This window comes from Bacillus sp. FSL K6-4563, from assembly GCF_038630405.1.
Taxonomy (GTDB): domain Bacteria; phylum Bacillota; class Bacilli; order Bacillales; family Bacillaceae; genus Bacillus; species Bacillus pumilus.
This window is the reverse complement of record NZ_CP152030.1, coordinates 2,910,167-2,924,795: the sequence shown is the minus strand read 5'-3', so window position 1 is coordinate 2,924,795 and position 14,629 is coordinate 2,910,167. Positions and strand designations below refer to the sequence as shown.

At 43.4% G+C, this 14,629-nt stretch carries 16 protein-coding genes; 13 read left to right on the top strand and 3 right to left on the bottom strand.

Annotated elements, in window-relative coordinates; genetic code table 11:
- The first annotated feature begins 45 nt into the window (after window positions 1-45).
- The 3 genes from MHH54_RS14945 (at window position 46) to MHH54_RS14935 (ending at window position 1,550) form a co-directional block, all read left to right on the top strand.
- Window positions 46-351: a YunC family protein gene (locus MHH54_RS14945; RefSeq protein ID WP_050944071.1), complete on the top strand. Its 306-nt coding sequence runs from the start codon at window positions 46-48 to the stop codon at window positions 349-351.
- A gap of 69 nt (window positions 352-420) precedes the next feature.
- Complete coding sequence (gene yunB, locus MHH54_RS14940; protein WP_003213497.1) at window positions 421-1,191, top strand: sporulation protein YunB; 771 nt, start codon at window positions 421-423, stop codon at window positions 1,189-1,191.
- 128 nt (window positions 1,192-1,319) lie between these two features.
- Window positions 1,320-1,550: a hypothetical protein gene (locus MHH54_RS14935; protein WP_003212760.1), complete on the top strand. Its 231-nt coding sequence runs from the start codon at window positions 1,320-1,322 to the stop codon at window positions 1,548-1,550.
- Between the two features lie 56 nt (window positions 1,551-1,606).
- Here the strand turns inward: MHH54_RS14935 and MHH54_RS14930 are convergent, their stop codons facing one another.
- Window positions 1,607-2,551 carry a M23 family metallopeptidase gene (locus MHH54_RS14930; RefSeq protein ID WP_223251234.1) on the bottom strand — a complete coding sequence of 315 codons (945 nt, stop codon included), beginning with the start codon at window positions 2,549-2,551 and terminating at the stop codon, window positions 1,607-1,609.
- Window positions 2,552-2,877: 326 nt separating this feature from the next.
- Between MHH54_RS14930 and lipA the strand changes: the two genes are divergently transcribed.
- Window positions 2,878-3,774 (top strand): lipoyl synthase, encoded by an 897-nt coding sequence (lipA, locus tag MHH54_RS14925; protein ID WP_034317455.1) that lies wholly within the window; start codon window positions 2,878-2,880, stop codon window positions 3,772-3,774.
- A gap of 38 nt (window positions 3,775-3,812) precedes the next feature.
- On the opposite strand, the gene MHH54_RS14920 is transcribed toward lipA, so the two are convergent.
- Entirely contained in the window at window positions 3,813-4,448 is a 636-nt protein-coding gene (locus MHH54_RS14920; RefSeq protein WP_050944070.1) for a YhcN/YlaJ family sporulation lipoprotein, read from the bottom strand.
- 120 nt (window positions 4,449-4,568) lie between these two features.
- On the opposite strand from MHH54_RS14920, the gene MHH54_RS14915 reads away from it, so the two are divergent.
- Genes MHH54_RS14915 through MHH54_RS14905 form a run of 3 tightly spaced genes read left to right on the top strand, consistent with a single transcriptional unit; the run spans window position 4,569 to window position 6,090 of the window.
- Window positions 4,569-4,844 carry a YutD family protein gene (locus MHH54_RS14915; RefSeq protein ID WP_003213192.1) on the top strand — a complete coding sequence of 92 codons (276 nt, stop codon included), beginning with the start codon at window positions 4,569-4,571 and terminating at the stop codon, window positions 4,842-4,844.
- A 19-nt stretch (window positions 4,845-4,863) separates the two neighbouring features.
- Window positions 4,864-5,298 (top strand): DUF86 domain-containing protein, encoded by a 435-nt coding sequence (locus MHH54_RS14910; protein WP_113387334.1) that lies wholly within the window; start codon window positions 4,864-4,866, stop codon window positions 5,296-5,298.
- An 18-nt stretch (window positions 5,299-5,316) separates the two neighbouring features.
- Window positions 5,317-6,090: a TIGR01457 family HAD-type hydrolase gene (locus tag MHH54_RS14905; protein WP_342500922.1), complete on the top strand. Its 774-nt coding sequence runs from the start codon at window positions 5,317-5,319 to the stop codon at window positions 6,088-6,090.
- A gap of 41 nt (window positions 6,091-6,131) precedes the next feature.
- On the opposite strand, the gene MHH54_RS14900 is transcribed toward MHH54_RS14905, so the two are convergent.
- Entirely contained in the window at window positions 6,132-6,632 is a 501-nt protein-coding gene (locus tag MHH54_RS14900; protein ID WP_106066291.1) for a phosphatidylglycerophosphatase A, read from the bottom strand.
- A gap of 132 nt (window positions 6,633-6,764) precedes the next feature.
- Between MHH54_RS14900 and yutH the strand changes: the two genes are divergently transcribed.
- The 6 genes from yutH to MHH54_RS14870 all read left to right on the top strand — a co-directional run bounded on the left by yutH (window position 6,765) and on the right by MHH54_RS14870 (window position 14,617).
- On the top strand, window positions 6,765-7,775 hold the full coding sequence (yutH, locus tag MHH54_RS14895; protein WP_034620180.1) for a spore coat putative kinase YutH: 1,011 nt from the start codon (window positions 6,765-6,767) through the stop codon (window positions 7,773-7,775).
- An 85-nt stretch (window positions 7,776-7,860) separates the two neighbouring features.
- Entirely contained in the window at window positions 7,861-8,844 is a 984-nt protein-coding gene (locus tag MHH54_RS14890; protein ID WP_342500376.1) for a D-glycerate dehydrogenase, read from the top strand.
- A 208-nt stretch (window positions 8,845-9,052) separates the two neighbouring features.
- Window positions 9,053-10,354, top strand: coding sequence for a homoserine dehydrogenase (locus MHH54_RS14885; protein ID WP_003213524.1), 1,302 nt, complete (start codon window positions 9,053-9,055; stop codon window positions 10,352-10,354).
- Window positions 10,354-11,415: a threonine synthase gene (gene thrC / locus MHH54_RS14880; RefSeq protein ID WP_044140848.1), complete on the top strand. Its 1,062-nt coding sequence runs from the start codon at window positions 10,354-10,356 to the stop codon at window positions 11,413-11,415. Before MHH54_RS14885 ends, thrC begins: the two co-directional genes overlap by 1 nt.
- Window positions 11,412-12,344 carry a homoserine kinase gene (thrB, locus tag MHH54_RS14875; protein WP_034620114.1) on the top strand — a complete coding sequence of 311 codons (933 nt, stop codon included), beginning with the start codon at window positions 11,412-11,414 and terminating at the stop codon, window positions 12,342-12,344. Before thrC ends, thrB begins: the two co-directional genes overlap by 4 nt.
- 302 nt (window positions 12,345-12,646) lie before the next feature.
- On the top strand, window positions 12,647-14,617 hold the full coding sequence (locus tag MHH54_RS14870; RefSeq protein WP_342500375.1) for a S9 family peptidase: 1,971 nt from the start codon (window positions 12,647-12,649) through the stop codon (window positions 14,615-14,617).
- Window positions 14,618-14,629: the final 12 nt, after the last annotated feature.

Below are 14,629 nucleotides of genomic sequence, written 5' to 3'. Positions count from 1 at the left end.
CTCGCCCTCTTGTCACATAGATTGTGATGAGAGGAGTGAAGGGATTTGGTGAATTTAACACCTATTAATATTGATGGACATTCCTTTACAGCCGTCACCGTCAAACTGCCGAAGACGAATTTTATGGCAGTGACAAATGAACATGGGTATATTATGTGCGGTGCACTGGATGTCGGGCTCTTAAATGAAAAGCTTGCAGATAGAGGTATTATCGCAGGGAGAGCAGTTGGTGTGAGAACGATAGAGCAATTGCTTGATGCCCCTTTAGAATCTGTGACATACGCTGCAGAAGCGTTAGGCATTACAGTTGGAACCATTGGAAGAGACGCCTTATTAAAAATGGTGAAATAAAATGAAGAGATGATTCCTATCCCCCCGCCTGTCTGCATACACTTGTAATGGAGAAGGGGGGATTTTTTATTGAGAATGAACCGCCGCTATCGCCCCTATAAAAAGGGCCCTTTGCCATTCCGATACGTCATGCTGCTTGCGATCTTATTCTTTGTACTCTCAACCGTCATAAGTCTATTTTTTATTAACCGCTCCATTAAACCAACCCTTATTCACATTGCTGAACTAGAAACAGAGCGTATCGCCAATCATCTGATTCAATATTCCGTCCAAGACTTTGCAGAAGATCAGGAGAATATGAAGGATATGGTGGTCATGAATACAAGTGAGAACGGAAAAGTAACGACCATCGATTTTAATGCGCAAGCAACATCGAAAGCAATGGCTGACCTGTCACGTCATCTTCAAAAAAATTTAGAGGACATTGAAAAGGGGAATTTTCAAAAAGAGGCAAAAGAAGCATTAAAGGATCAAACAGATGGACATGACGGCATTATATATAACATTCCGCTTGGGCAAGCGTCCGGAAATGCACTCATCGCCAACCTAGGACCAAAAGTGCCTGTACGGTTTAGTCTCATTGGCGATCCGCATACGGACGTTGAAAAAAACATTAAGCCTTATGGCATCAACAATGCCTTGATTGATATTAGTGTTCTAATCGAGGTCAAGGTGAGAGTCATCATCCCGTTTGCATCTGAAACAATCGTGGTCAAAAACTCAGTACCCGTCTCCATCCAAGCTGTTCAAGGAGACGTACCAGATTATTACAATGGCAGCGGAACGAACTCAGGCGCCCCATCGATTGTTCTCCCAGAGAAAAAGGAGAAGAAAGAATAACAGCCCAAGGAATGATTGGGCTGTTTTTTGATGTGCAGTCATTGGAAATAAAAACCTCATTCACTACTTGATTCCATATAGATGAATGTGTCATGATCAATTTTAATTGTTATTAGGGGGGGAGCTTTATGAAGAAACTTTATGTAAGTGGTATTTGTTTTTTGGTTTTTGCTATAGTATTTAGTGCTAAATATATCACAGCATCCATTTTACTGGTCAGAAATGAAAGCTTAAGTATCGATATTTTTAGAGGTATGTTTGACATGATTCCATTGGAAGTAACCGTTGTGTATTTCATTTTTCTCATCATGGGAATTCTATTTTTAATTTTAGGTTTGAAGGAGAAAAATGAGCAGTAACTTGCTTAGACATGAAAAAGGAGAAGGGTGCGAAAACGCTAAACTTCTCCTTTTCTTTAATGTCGTTTTCGCTCAGCTCTTTCCCACGCCCTTAAATGAGGGTATGGATCAAAAGACCATTCAGTTCTGCCGTTGTCTTTATACATGCCATAGTGAAGATGCGGCGGAAATTTTCCTGCTGTGCCTGGGGGGCCATAACCGGAGCTTCCGACAGATCCAATGACCTGTCCGGGTTCAACAATTTGACCTGTTTTGAGTCCTTTTGCAAAGCCATTTAAATGAGCGAAGTAATGATAATGGTTATGAATATCTCGAATCCCAATCCGCCAGCCGCCAAAGCGGTTCCAGCCTTTCATTTCAATCACACCATACGATGTCGCACGAACGGGAAGTCCATAATGGGCAAATAAATCCGTACCCTCATGAATTCTTCTGCCTCCAAATCCTCTTGCATCTCCCCATGTACTCCGGTAGCTGTAGTCAGCTCCGACTGGAAGAGGGAAAGCGTGCTTTCCGAGGTCAAGATGGCCATAGTGCTGATATAGCTTCATAAAAGATGAAATGATTCCAACGGTTTGATCTCGTCCATAATAGTCCCATAAAGCAATTTTTAATTGATCAATGCTGTTGCCGTAATGAAGCAAGTATTGAGCAAACGTGAATAATACATCCTCATCGTCATCGCTGTTCGCTTTTCCATCCCCGTTTCCATCAAGTCCAATTCCATCAAACACTTTAATGCTTAAAGGAGAGGTATCCTGCTTATTCGGGTTTTCAGGGCCGATCCACATTTCCCGGGGAATGTAGATGCCAATGACGCCTTTTTGTTTCGGTAAATCTCTTCTGCTTTTTCGAATATTGTGCTCATACTGATCAACCGCAGCAAGTACATACCATGGAACTTGTGTCGTGATGGCGACTTTTTCGTAAAGTGCCATTCGCTGCTTCAGTACATCTGGCTGCTTGCCTTCCCCCTGTGCATGAACAGGTAAAGGAAGCATTGAAAGAGCGATCATGATGGCTAAAACCACTTTCACAAACGTCCATCTCCTTTCATCAAGCATCGTCTTCTACCGTTTAGTGTGGTTAGATCACCCTATTTCATAAGAAGAAAATGTTAGTAATTTTCTTGTGATTTTTTAGGAGGCTTTTGGGTATTTTTGCAGCTCATTCCCTTGTTGTTCAATCTGTACTATGTTAAAGTGTCTAAAGAAAAGGCTTTAGGCCGAAGATTCAATTTTTTGCAGCTTCTTAGCTGCATCCATCGTATATAGCAGGAAGATTTTTGTAGATGCACCTTTAACGAATTCATATGGAGATGATGGAATTGGCAAAGAAGGAAGAGCACGTAAGAAAACCGGACTGGCTTAAAATTAAGCTGAATACGAATGAAAACTATACCGGTTTGAAAAAAATGATGCGGGAAAACAACCTGAATACCGTTTGTGAGGAAGCAAAATGTCCGAATATTCATGAATGCTGGGCAGTGAGAAGAACCGCTACATTTATGATCCTTGGATCTGTTTGTACGCGCGCATGCCGTTTCTGTGCGGTGAAAACTGGACTTCCAACTGAGCTAGACCTGCAAGAGCCAGAACGCGTGGCAGATTCAGTGGCTTTGATGAACTTAAAGCATGCTGTCATAACAGCGGTTGCAAGGGATGACCAAAAGGATGGCGGAGCAGGTGTGTTTGCTGAAACCGTTCGTGCCATTAGAAGAAAAAGCCCATTTACGACAATTGAAGTTCTCCCTTCAGATATGGGCGGCAATTATGATAATTTGAAGACGTTAATGGACACACGTCCTGACATTTTAAATCACAATATTGAAACAGTTCGCAGATTAACGCCAAGGGTTCGTGCGCGTGCTACATATGATCGTTCATTAGAATTCTTGCGCCGTGCAAAAGAAATGCAGCCCGACATTCCAACGAAATCAAGCATTATGATTGGACTCGGTGAAACGAAGGAAGAAATCATTGAAGTCATGGATGATCTTCTTGCTAACAACGTCGATATTATGGCGATTGGTCAGTATTTACAGCCTTCGAAAAAACATCTAAAAGTTCAAAAATACTATCATCCGGATGAGTTTGCAGAGCTGAAAGAAATTGCGATGTCAAAAGGCTTCAGCCATTGTGAAGCTGGACCGCTTGTGCGCTCTTCCTACCATGCAGATGAACAAGTAAATGAAGCGTCTAAAAAGCGTCAGGCGCAAGCATAACAAGAAAACGCCAGAGCTCTCTGGCGTTTTTTCTCGTGTTAATTTTGGCCGTAAGGGGCATTTCTTCTCATGGTACGGTCGGAATTCGTCATACCATTTGCATCTTCTTTCGTAGAAATATCTCCACCTTGAGGGGAATACTTCATTTGTTGAATTGTTTTGGTTAAGATTTGATCAAAATCACGTGAATTGGTTTGAAGACGTGAAAAATTGGCAATGGATTGAAAGTGCTCTGGATTATCAGAGACGTATACATGATAATAACGAGGGAGAACAGAAACCGCCGTTTTCTTTACTTGATCGGCAGATTCATCCCGGTTTTTGTTGCCTGTTCGATACACAATCAGTGCATCCTCATCTGTCACAAGTGTGGCTGCATCTTTGATGTTTGGCAGCTGCACAGTTAAACTTGTAATGACGTGGGCAAGATGCTCGCGATTTAAAGCAGGTGTTCTTTCTTTCTGATCCGTTACTTGCTGGTGCTGATAACGAACATACCCTGCTCTGTTTGTGTCTGCTTCTGGCATGTTGGAATTATTTCCTTCATGACGATCCGACAGACGGATGGTTTTACTTGAAGAATCTTCATCCACTTGCCGGTTCATACCTGATTGAAAGCCGCACCCGCCTAAAAGCATGCTGAGAAGAATCGCGGCTGTCAGTTGTTTCTTCATAAAAGTGACCTCCTTTTTTCTTTAGCTTCGGCTAAATCGGAAAAAACATGCTTTAGCAATTGATGGAGTTCTTCCAATGAATTATCATTAAAGATGGATCGTTTAAAAAGAGGTGAGAAGATGATCGTCATTCAGAATGCTACTTTTGATCTTGTAAGAGATATTAAAGACGGTTTTGATGAAGAAGCGTTTAAAGCAAGGTACTCAGATATTTTAAATAAGTATGATTATATTGTGGGGGACTGGGGCTACAATCAGCTGAGATTGAAGGGGTTCTTTGATGACCAAAACCAAAAGGCCACATTTGATACAAAAATCAGCACACTCGATGAATACATTTATGAATACTGTAATTTTGGCTGTGCCTATTTTGTCTTAAAACGAATCAGAAAATAACGCAAAGGGGAGCGTCATGATGTATTTCGTAGATAGGAAAAAGATTGAAAAGACATTACGTTTTTTCGAGGAGCAATATGAGTTGATGCGCAGTCATCAAACATGGACAAGTCCACTAGAGAAAAAAGCGCTGGAACGAATTGTCCATTTGCTCGTCGAATGTATTCTTGATACGGGAAATGACATGATTGATGGCTTTATTATGCGTGATCCAGGAAGCTATGATGACATCATGGATATTCTTGTTGATGAAAAGGTTGTACCAGAAGAGGAAGGCAGTCAGCTGAAAAAGCTTGTCTCGTGCCGCAAAACACTTGTACAGCAATACCAAGAAGTGGTTCATCACGACTTGCTGCAGGTGATCAGCGAGGTTGAGCATGCGCTACAGGTTTTCCCAAACCGCATCCGTACCTACTTAGAGCAGGAGCTAGGCCCAGTATCAGCGTTTAAATAATCCATTGGAGTTGTGAACATCATGAAATACAAAGGCTATTTAATTGATTTAGACGGAACCATGTATAAAGGAACAGAAAAGATCGAAGAAGCAGGTCAATTTGTTCAAAAGTTAAATGAGCTAAACATTCCCTACTTGTTTGTCACGAATAACTCGTCACGCACGCCAAAGCAGGTAGCAGAAAAACTTGTTTCATTCAATATCCCAGCAACTGAAGAACAAGTCTTTACAACAAGTATGGCAACAGCCAATTATATTGCCGAACAAAAGAAAGACGCGTCTGTTTACGTCATCGGTGAAGAAGGAATCAAGCAGGCCATTGAAGAAAAAGGGCTGACGTTTGGTCAGGAAAACGCTGATTTCGTTGTTGTTGGAATTGATCGCAGCATTACATATGAAAAATTCGCAGTCGGTGCGATTGCCATTCGTCAAGGCGCACAATTTGTCTCAACAAATGGAGACATTGCCATTCCAACTGAAAGAGGGCTTTTGCCAGGCAACGGCTCGTTAACATCTGTATTAACCGTCACCACTACAGTCCAGCCAACATTTATCGGAAAACCAGAATCCATCATCATGGAACAAGCCATGCGAGTGCTCGGGACGGATGTGTCTGAGACGCTCATGGTAGGCGATAACTATGATACGGATATTATGGCAGGGATGAATGCAGGAATGGACACATTGCTCGTTCATACAGGCGTGACAACAAAAGAGCTGCTTCACAAATATGACAAACAGCCAACCTATGTCATTGATTCATTATCTGAGTGGATTGAACGATTATCATAAAAAAAGAGGACAAGCGTTATGCGCGCGTCCTCTTTTTTGCTTTATTCCACATTTCTCGCACTATGTGCCAGCCTGCTTGATGCTGCAGCAGCAATGGCGCCGACAATGTCATCTAAAAAGGTGTGGCACTCTCCTGTGGATTTGTCGTTGAGTGTCCCGAGAATTCCTGGTTTTTCTTTATCGATATATCCGTAATTCGTAAAGCCGATCGAACCATAAATATTGACGATAGCAAACGATAAAATTTCATCAACACCATACAGGCTTTCGTCTGTTTCTAGAATAGACTGAAGCGGCTCGGTCAGTTTTTTTTGCTCGGCGAGTACGTCTAGTTCGACGCCTGTTAATATCGCATTTTGGACTTCTCGTTTTGCGATGACACGCTCCACATTGTGGATGCATTCTGTCATGTCTAAGCCAGGATGATATTTTTCCTGTAAAAAGTAGACAAGGTCTGCTATATCTTGAATGGATACGCCTCGTTCTTGTAAACGGCGTCTTGCTGTTTTTTCTACTTCGTTCATCTCATGATGATGCGGCATATATTCCTCACCCAATCCTCGTAATTTGTCCACAACGTGTAAAAAGCTTCGGATAGTAAATAGTATTCATAAATCCCTCAACCTGCGACTACGATATGGTAAGAGATCGATCATATGAACGCAGGTGAAAATATGAAAGAAACCATTTATCACACATTTGGTATTGATGTGCGTCAACTTATGCCATATGGCAGTTATCAGAGCTTTCAAACGTCGGAGGCTCTCTTTATCATTGTTCCTGTGTCTCATTTGCGAGAAGAAGAACTCACAGAGCTGTTTCATATCAGTCAGTATTTACTGAATGCCGGAGACCCATACGTTGCTGTGTTTGAATTAACAAATGAAGAGAAGCCCACCTTTACTCACGGAAAGGAACTGTATGCTTTACTAAAGGCAGCACCGCCGATCTCAAGCCGCTCGTTTCAACAGGCGTCAGAGCTGGCGGCCTTTCATGTCAGGGGAAGAGGATTTCCATATGAGGTGTCTGAAACAAAACGTGTGGGAGCGTGGAAGGAATTATGGGCAAAACGGTTAGATCAGCTTGAAGGCTTTTGGATGCAGCAAATGCACCAAAAACCACTAGAACGGTTTGAAAAAAAATTCATCGAATCCTTTCCTTATTATCTTGGATTAACGGAAAACGCCATTCAATATTTAGTGGATACTGAGCTGGATGATGAACCGAAAGAATGTGACTCAGGCACTGTCTGTCACCAACGTTTTTCGCGGAGGACGTGGCCGCATGAGCAGCCGCTTCGTTTACCTGTAGATTGGGTCTTTGATCATCCAACCCGGGATATTGCCGAATACTTAAGAGAAACCTTTGTCCAGCATAAGGAAGATTTAATTGAGGAGGGCTTCTCTTTTCTACAGCAATATGAGCAGGTGACACCACTTTCTTCCTTTTCTAAGCGTTTGTTATACAGCCGCCTGTTGTTCCCGCTTCATTACTTTGAAATTGTGGAAGGCTACTACATGTCGGGAGAAAATGAAAAATCATATTATGAAGAACGGCTAGATTACGTCTTAAATGATGCCAATCGCTATGAATACTTTCTCAAGGTCTTTCAAGAAATGAGTGCCATGCGAAGCGGCGGGAGCCTCATTCCACCTGTTGGCTGGATCACAGGTCCACTGATTTGAAGTTTCAGTGAACAGATGAAACGTCTCTTTTCTCTTGAGGCGTTTTTCGTTATGCTTAAAGAAATCAATCAAAGGAGTGTTCTTCTTGACGAAACCTTATGTCTATATCACAAGAAAGCTGGATGAAGCATCACTTACACCACTAAAAGAAGTCGCTCATATCGAGATGTGGCCAAGCGAAGATGAGCCATGTCCACGAGAAGAATTAGAAAAACAAGCAGCGAAAGCGGATGCGCTTCTCACCATGCTGTCAGATCAAGTAGATGAAGCCCTTTTATCAAAGGCTCCACATGTTAAGGTGATCGCAAACCTTGCTGTGGGTTATGACAATATTGATCTTGAAGCCGCTAATAAGCGCAACATCAACATTTGTCATACGCCTGATGTATTAACGGAATCCACGGCTGATTTAGCCTTTGCCCTTCTGATGACGTCAGCTAGACGGATTGTCGAGGCGAGTGATTGGATTAAGGAAGGAAATTGGACAGGCTGGGGACCGCTTCTTCTTGCAGGAGCTGATGTTCATCACAAAACCCTTGGAATTGTCGGCATGGGCAGTATCGGAACAGCGCTTGCCAAGCGGGCAGCAGGCTTTGACATGAAGGTGCTGTACCATAACCGGTCAAGAAAGCCAGAGGCAGAAGCGCAGCTCGGCGTGACCTATGCGGCTTTTGAGGACTTGCTCACGCAGTCTGATTTCATCGTCTGCCTGACGCCGTTAACCCCAGAAACGAAAGACATGTTTAATGAAAAGGCATTTGATCTGATGAAGAACTCTGCTTATTTCATTAACGTATCAAGAGGACAGACGGTGGATGAGGATGCTTTATATGAGGCAGTCACGACAGGAAAAATTGCCGGCGCTGGTCTGGATGTATTTAGACAGGAGCCTGTCAGCCCATCTCATCCGTTAACAACATTACGTAACGTCACGGTTCTCCCTCATATTGGAAGTGCAAGTGTCGAAACGAGAAAAACGATGATGCGTTTATGTGCTGATAATATTGCGCTTGTCCTACAAGGTCAGCAAGCCAAAACGCCGGTTCGTTCATCATTTCAGGCTCCCTGAGTTTCGGGAGCTTTTCTGACAAAAATATTTTGAAAATATAGAATCTTGATATAAATAGCTGTTAAGCGGTTTCATTCTAACAATCTCATATTTTATTACCTTGTCAAAATGAGGATACCCCTTTATAATGTGTGTACATTGAATGTCTGTGTTAGGTTAACAAATGTCTTTTTAGAGAGGACATTGACGGAGAAAGGTGGAATTTCAGGTGAAGGCAATTCGAGTTGGACTATTAGGATTAGGAACAGTGGGAAGCGGTGTCGTCAAGATTATCCAAGATCATCAGGATAAATTAATGCACCAGATCGGCTGTCCGGTATTAATACAAAAAGTGCTTGTGAGCAATCCCGATAAAAAGAGAGATGTGGATGTGGCAAGAGAAGTCTTCACAACTGAAGTATACGATGTGATTAGAGATCCAGAGGTCGACGTCATTATTGAAGTGATGGGCGGCATTGAAGAGACAAAACAATATTTAATAGATGCGTTAAATGAAAAGAAGCATGTCATTACCGCCAATAAAGATTTAATGGCACTTTACGGAACAGAACTTTTACATGTGGCGAAAGAAAATGGCTGTGATCTTTATTATGAAGCAAGTGTCGCCGGAGGAATTCCGATCCTGCGTACGCTGGAGGAAGGATTGGCCTCTGACAGAATTACGAAAATGATGGGAATTGTGAACGGCACAACCAATTTTATATTAACGAAAATGAACGTCGATAAAAGCGCATATGAGGATGTCTTAAAAGAAGCGCAGGATCTTGGCTTTGCAGAAGCAGACCCAACAGCTGATGTAGAAGGACTGGATGCAGCAAGGAAAATGGCGATTCTTGCAAGACTCGGTTTTTCCATGAATGTGGAATTAGACGATGTGAAGGTGAGAGGCATCTCTGACGTTTCTGATGAAGACATTAATTTCAGTAAACGATTTGGCTACACAATGAAGCTGATCGGAATAGCCCAGCGGGACGGAGAGAAAGTGGAAGTCAGTGTCCAGCCAACCTTACTCCCTGATCACCATCCGTTATCATCAGTCAACAATGAATTCAATGCGGTGTATGTCTATGGGAGTGCTGTAGGGGAAACGATGTTTTACGGACCTGGAGCTGGAAGTCTGCCAACGGCAACCGCTGTGGTATCAGACTTAGTCGCAGTCATGAAAAACATGCGCCTTGGCGTGAACGGAAGCGGATTTATCGCACCGGAGTTTGAGAAAAAGATCAAATCACCGTCGGAAGTATTTGCTCAGCAATTTTTAAGAATTCATGTTAGAGATCAAGTCGGGGCATTTTCCCGCATTACATCTATTTTTTCTGAAAGAGGCATCAGCTTTGAAAAGATCCTTCAGCTTCCTGTGAAAGGGCATGATGAGCTGGCTGAAATTGTGATTATTACACACCGGACCTCAGAAGAAGATTTCTCAAATATCCTGCAAAAATTAAACGATCTCGACGTGGTGGTTCAAGTGAAGAGCACGTACCGAGTAGAAGGGAACGGTTTAAGCTGATGAAGTGGAATGGACTTATTGAAGAATTCCAAGAATTCTTACCAGTAAACGAATCAACACCAAAACTAACATTAAATGAAGGGAATACACCGCTGATCCACCTTGCCAAGCTTTCGGAAAAGCTAGGGATTGAGCTTCATGTGAAAACAGAAGGCGTCAATCCAACAGGCTCTTTCAAGGACCGCGGGATGGTCATGGCTGTTGCAAAGGCAAAAGAAGAAGGCAATGATACGGTCATGTGTGCTTCGACAGGGAATACTTCTGCAGCGGCAGCGGCTTATGCTGCTCGTGCTGATATGAAATGTATCGTCATCATTCCAGACGGAAAAATTGCCTTTGGCAAGCTTGCACAGGCTGTGATGTACGGAGCAGAGATCATTGCAATTGACGGTAACTTTGATGATGCACTGAAAATCGTCCGCAGCATCTGTGAAAAATCGCCGATTGCCCTTGTTAACTCTGTCAATCCGTACCGAATTGAAGGACAAAAAACGGCGGCATTTGAAATCTGTGAGCAGCTAGGCTCGGCCCCGGACGTACTGGCGATTCCTGTTGGAAATGCGGGGAATATTACCGCCTACTGGAAAGGCTTCAAGGAATACCATGAGAAAAAAGGAACTGGACTGCCTGTTATGCGCGGCTTTGAAGCAGAAGGCGCAGCAGCGATCGTGCGAAATGAAGTGATTGAACAGCCAGAAACAGTGGCAACTGCCATCCGTATCGGAAATCCTGCAAGCTGGAAACAAGCTGTGGCAGCGGCAGATGAATCAAACGGAAAGATTGATGAAGTGACAGACGAAGAAATTCTCCATGCATATCAATTGATTGCTCGTGAAGAAGGTGTGTTTGCAGAGCCAGGCTCATGTGCGTCTATCGCAGGTGTGCTAAAGCAGGTGAAATCCGGAGAAATCAAGCCAGGCAGTAAAGTTGTTGCGGTATTAACAGGCAACGGATTGAAAGATCCGAATACGGCCATTGATATTTCACAAATTAAGCCGGTCACACTTGATGCAGATGAAGATCAAATTCTTGAACACTTAGAAAAGGCCGCGCGCGTATGAGTAAAGCCTCCATGCTTTTTTCAATCACAGTACCGGGAAGCACTGCCAATTTAGGACCAGGCTTTGATTCAGTTGGAATGGCGCTCAGCCGCTATTTAAAGCTATCGGTCTATGACCATGATAGCTGGCTGTTTGAAGCAGAATCAGATGTCGTGTCTGGAATTCCATCAGGCACCGACAACCTCATTTATCAAACAGCCAAAAAGGTCGCAGATCACTTTGGAAAAACACTCCCGCCTGTTTATGTCAAAGTGTGGAGTGATATTCCATTGGCACGGGGGCTGGGCAGCAGTGCTGCTGCAATTGTGGCAGCCATTGAGCTAGCCAATCAGCTTCTCGAATTAAATATGCCGGATGATCAAAAGCTCTTTTTTGCAAGTGAGGTAGAAGGTCATCCAGATAATGCGGGTGCTTCTTTATTCGGAGGTTTACTGATTGGTCTTCATGAAGAAGACAAGACACATGCTGTCAAAGTGAAGCATGTGGATATAGATGTTGTTGTCGTGATTCCTTTTTATGAAGTACTGACAAAGGACGCCCGTGATGTCCTGCCAGAGGATTTTTCCTATAAACATGCTGTCAGTGCGAGTGCTGTGAGCAACGTGCTTGTTGCCGCCTTAATGACGCAAAACTGGCCGCTTGTTGGAGAAATGATGAATAAGGATTTATTTCATCAGCCTTACCGCACAATGCTCGTCCCAGAGCTGTCGAAGGTAGAGCATGTCGCTTCGCTAAAAGGAGCGTATGGAACGGCATTAAGCGGTGCTGGTCCGACAATCTTAACCTTAGTTGAAAAAGGGAAGGGAGAAGCGCTGAAAAAGCAGCTTGCCCAAAACTTCCCGCATTGCGAAGTAGATTTGCTGACAGTACCAGTAGAAGGTGTTGTCGTGGAGCATGATCCAGTCAATCAAGTAAAGAACGTGCTGTAAAAATGCACATTCCAGCGTGTAGGCAAACCCTCGCATTCGGTGTCAGTCCTGCGTGCTGGTGCTCACGAATATTAATTCGCTCCGCTCCAGTACTCGTCCTTCCTAGACTGCAAAGGTTTTCTATCACGCTGAAAAGAAGAAAAAGAGCTAAAATAAAGATTATTTTAGCCCTTTTTCAATAACCTGAGAACGTGCTGTAAAAATGCACGTTCTTTTTTTATCCTTGTTTTTATAGGATAAAGCAGGGATTATTATTTAGAGGATCGAACTATTTTTTATGCATAAAAGGAGGAGATACATTCATGAAGAAACTGATGACAGCAGAAGATTTAACGAAGATTGTTTCTGTTTCTCATCCGGTTTATTCACCAGATGGAAAAAAGGCGGTTTTTACAAAGGTCACGGTGAATGACAAAAAGGATGATTACAATATCCATTTATGGGTTCGAGATGAAGAGACAGAGGAGCTGTCACAATGGACATTTGAGGATGGAAAGCATCATCAGCCAGTGTGGTCAAAAGACAGCAGGCAGCTTGCGTTTATTTTGCAAAAGCCAAAGGAAGCTCCCCAGCTTGCACTGATTCAGAGCGAGGGAGGCGGTGTGCGTACCTTAACGGCGATTCCATACGGAGTATCTCATCCTGTCTTTTCACCAAATGGAGCGTTCATTTATGCGGCTGTGTCACTGAAACAAACAGAGTCTATACATGATGAAAAAAAGGAAGAGCGAGATGATTTCGCTCCTGCGGTATATGATGATTTAACCTATAAAGCAGATGGCAGAGGTTTTTTAGATGGGCGTTCTACGCAGATCATTCAAGTGGATGCTCACTCAGAAGAGGTAGAGGCTGTCACAAGCGGGCAGCATCATCATGTGAATCACACGCTCTCTCCGTGCGGGAAATGGCTTGCCTATATTCAATCAAATCCTCAGAAACCTTACATAAGTGACGTGTGCCTCCGATCATTAGAGGATGGTACGACAAAGAAAATCACACAATCATCAGGCGCTTATTCTACCATGTCTTTTGCTCCTAATGGAGAAAGCCTCGTGTATATCGGACATGAGCGCGAATTTCAAAATGCTACTTTCCCAGCATTATGGCTGTATGATCTGAAGGAGGGAAATGTCGTTCAGTTGTCAGAAATGCTCGATATGTATGTGGGCAACTGTATGGCAGGGGATAGCGTTATGGGCGAAGCCAATCAGCTTCCGCAGTGGACAAAGGATAGCCAGGGATTTTATGCACTTGTTTCTGATCAAGGCAGTACAGGGATTTATTATTTCTCTGTTGAAGGTTTAGCCTATCCTGTTCGATTAGAGGCAGAACATATCACAAACTTCAGCCTTCATCCAGATGAATCCAAATTGCTGCTGAGCCGACTGTCACCCGTTTCACCAAGTGAGCTGTATGAGCTGACATTAGGGGAGGCGGATCTAAAGCAAATCACGTTCGAGCATGATGAATTCCTCAAGGAGCATGTCCTATCGGTACCAGAGCCATTTTCGTTTCAGTCAAAAGAAGGCGACGAGGTGCATGGCTGGTTTATGAAGCCCTCCCAAATGGAAGAGGGGAAGACTTATCCGCTTATTTTAGAAATTCATGGCGGACCACATGCCATGTATGGTTATACGTATTTTCATGAATTTCAAATGCTCGCCGCTGAAGGCTATGCCATCGTATATATCAATCCTCATGGCAGTCATGGATACGGACAAATGTTTACCGACCGTGTGAGAGGGAGCTATGGTGACGTTGATTATGAGGATGTCATGCTGGCTGTTGATCATGTGCTGAAAGCCTATGATTTCCTTGATGAGACAAGACTTGGAGTGACAGGCGGCAGCTATGGCGGTTTTATGACCAACTGGATTGTCGGACAGACCGACCGTTTTCGCGCAGCCGTCACACAGCGGTCCATTTCAAACTGGATTAGCTTTTATGGCATCAGTGATATCGGTTATTATTTCACAAGGTGGCAGATGGATGGGGATATTTATGATTCAGCCGATAAGCTATGGGATCGTTCGCCGCTAAAGTATGTGAAGCAGGTAAATACGCCGCTTCTCATCCTACACAGCGACGAAGACTATCGCTGCCCAGTCGATCAAGCAGAACAGCTTTTTGTAGCACTGAAGGAGCTTGGGAAAGACACAAGGCTCGTCAAATTCCCGAAAGCATCTCATGATTTATCCAGAAGCGGCCATCCGGGGCAGCGTATTCAAAGACTGACCTTTATAAAGGATTGGTTTAGCGAGAAGTTAAGCTAATAAAAAACGACC

Coding starts and splice junctions, on each gene's coding strand:
- MHH54_RS14935 (WP_003212760.1), top strand. CDS start 1,320: ATGAAGAAACTTTATGTAAGTGGTATTTGTTTTTTGGTTTTTGCTATA.
- MHH54_RS14930 (WP_223251234.1), bottom strand. CDS start 2,551: ATGCTTCCTTTACCTGTTCATGCACAGGGGGAAGGCAAGCAGCCAGAT.
- MHH54_RS14920 (WP_050944070.1), bottom strand. CDS start 4,448: ATGAAGAAACAACTGACAGCCGCGATTCTTCTCAGCATGCTTTTAGGC.
- MHH54_RS14915 (WP_003213192.1), top strand. CDS start 4,569: ATGATCGTCATTCAGAATGCTACTTTTGATCTTGTAAGAGATATTAAA.
- MHH54_RS14910 (WP_113387334.1), top strand. CDS start 4,864: ATGTATTTCGTAGATAGGAAAAAGATTGAAAAGACATTACGTTTTTTC.
- MHH54_RS14900 (WP_106066291.1), bottom strand. CDS start 6,632: ATGCCGCATCATCATGAGATGAACGAAGTAGAAAAAACAGCAAGACGC.
- yutH (WP_034620180.1), top strand. CDS start 6,765: ATGAAAGAAACCATTTATCACACATTTGGTATTGATGTGCGTCAACTT.
- thrC (WP_044140848.1), top strand. CDS start 10,354: ATGAAGTGGAATGGACTTATTGAAGAATTCCAAGAATTCTTACCAGTA.
- thrB (WP_034620114.1), top strand. CDS start 11,412: ATGAGTAAAGCCTCCATGCTTTTTTCAATCACAGTACCGGGAAGCACT.
- MHH54_RS14870 (WP_342500375.1), top strand. CDS start 12,647: ATGAAGAAACTGATGACAGCAGAAGATTTAACGAAGATTGTTTCTGTT.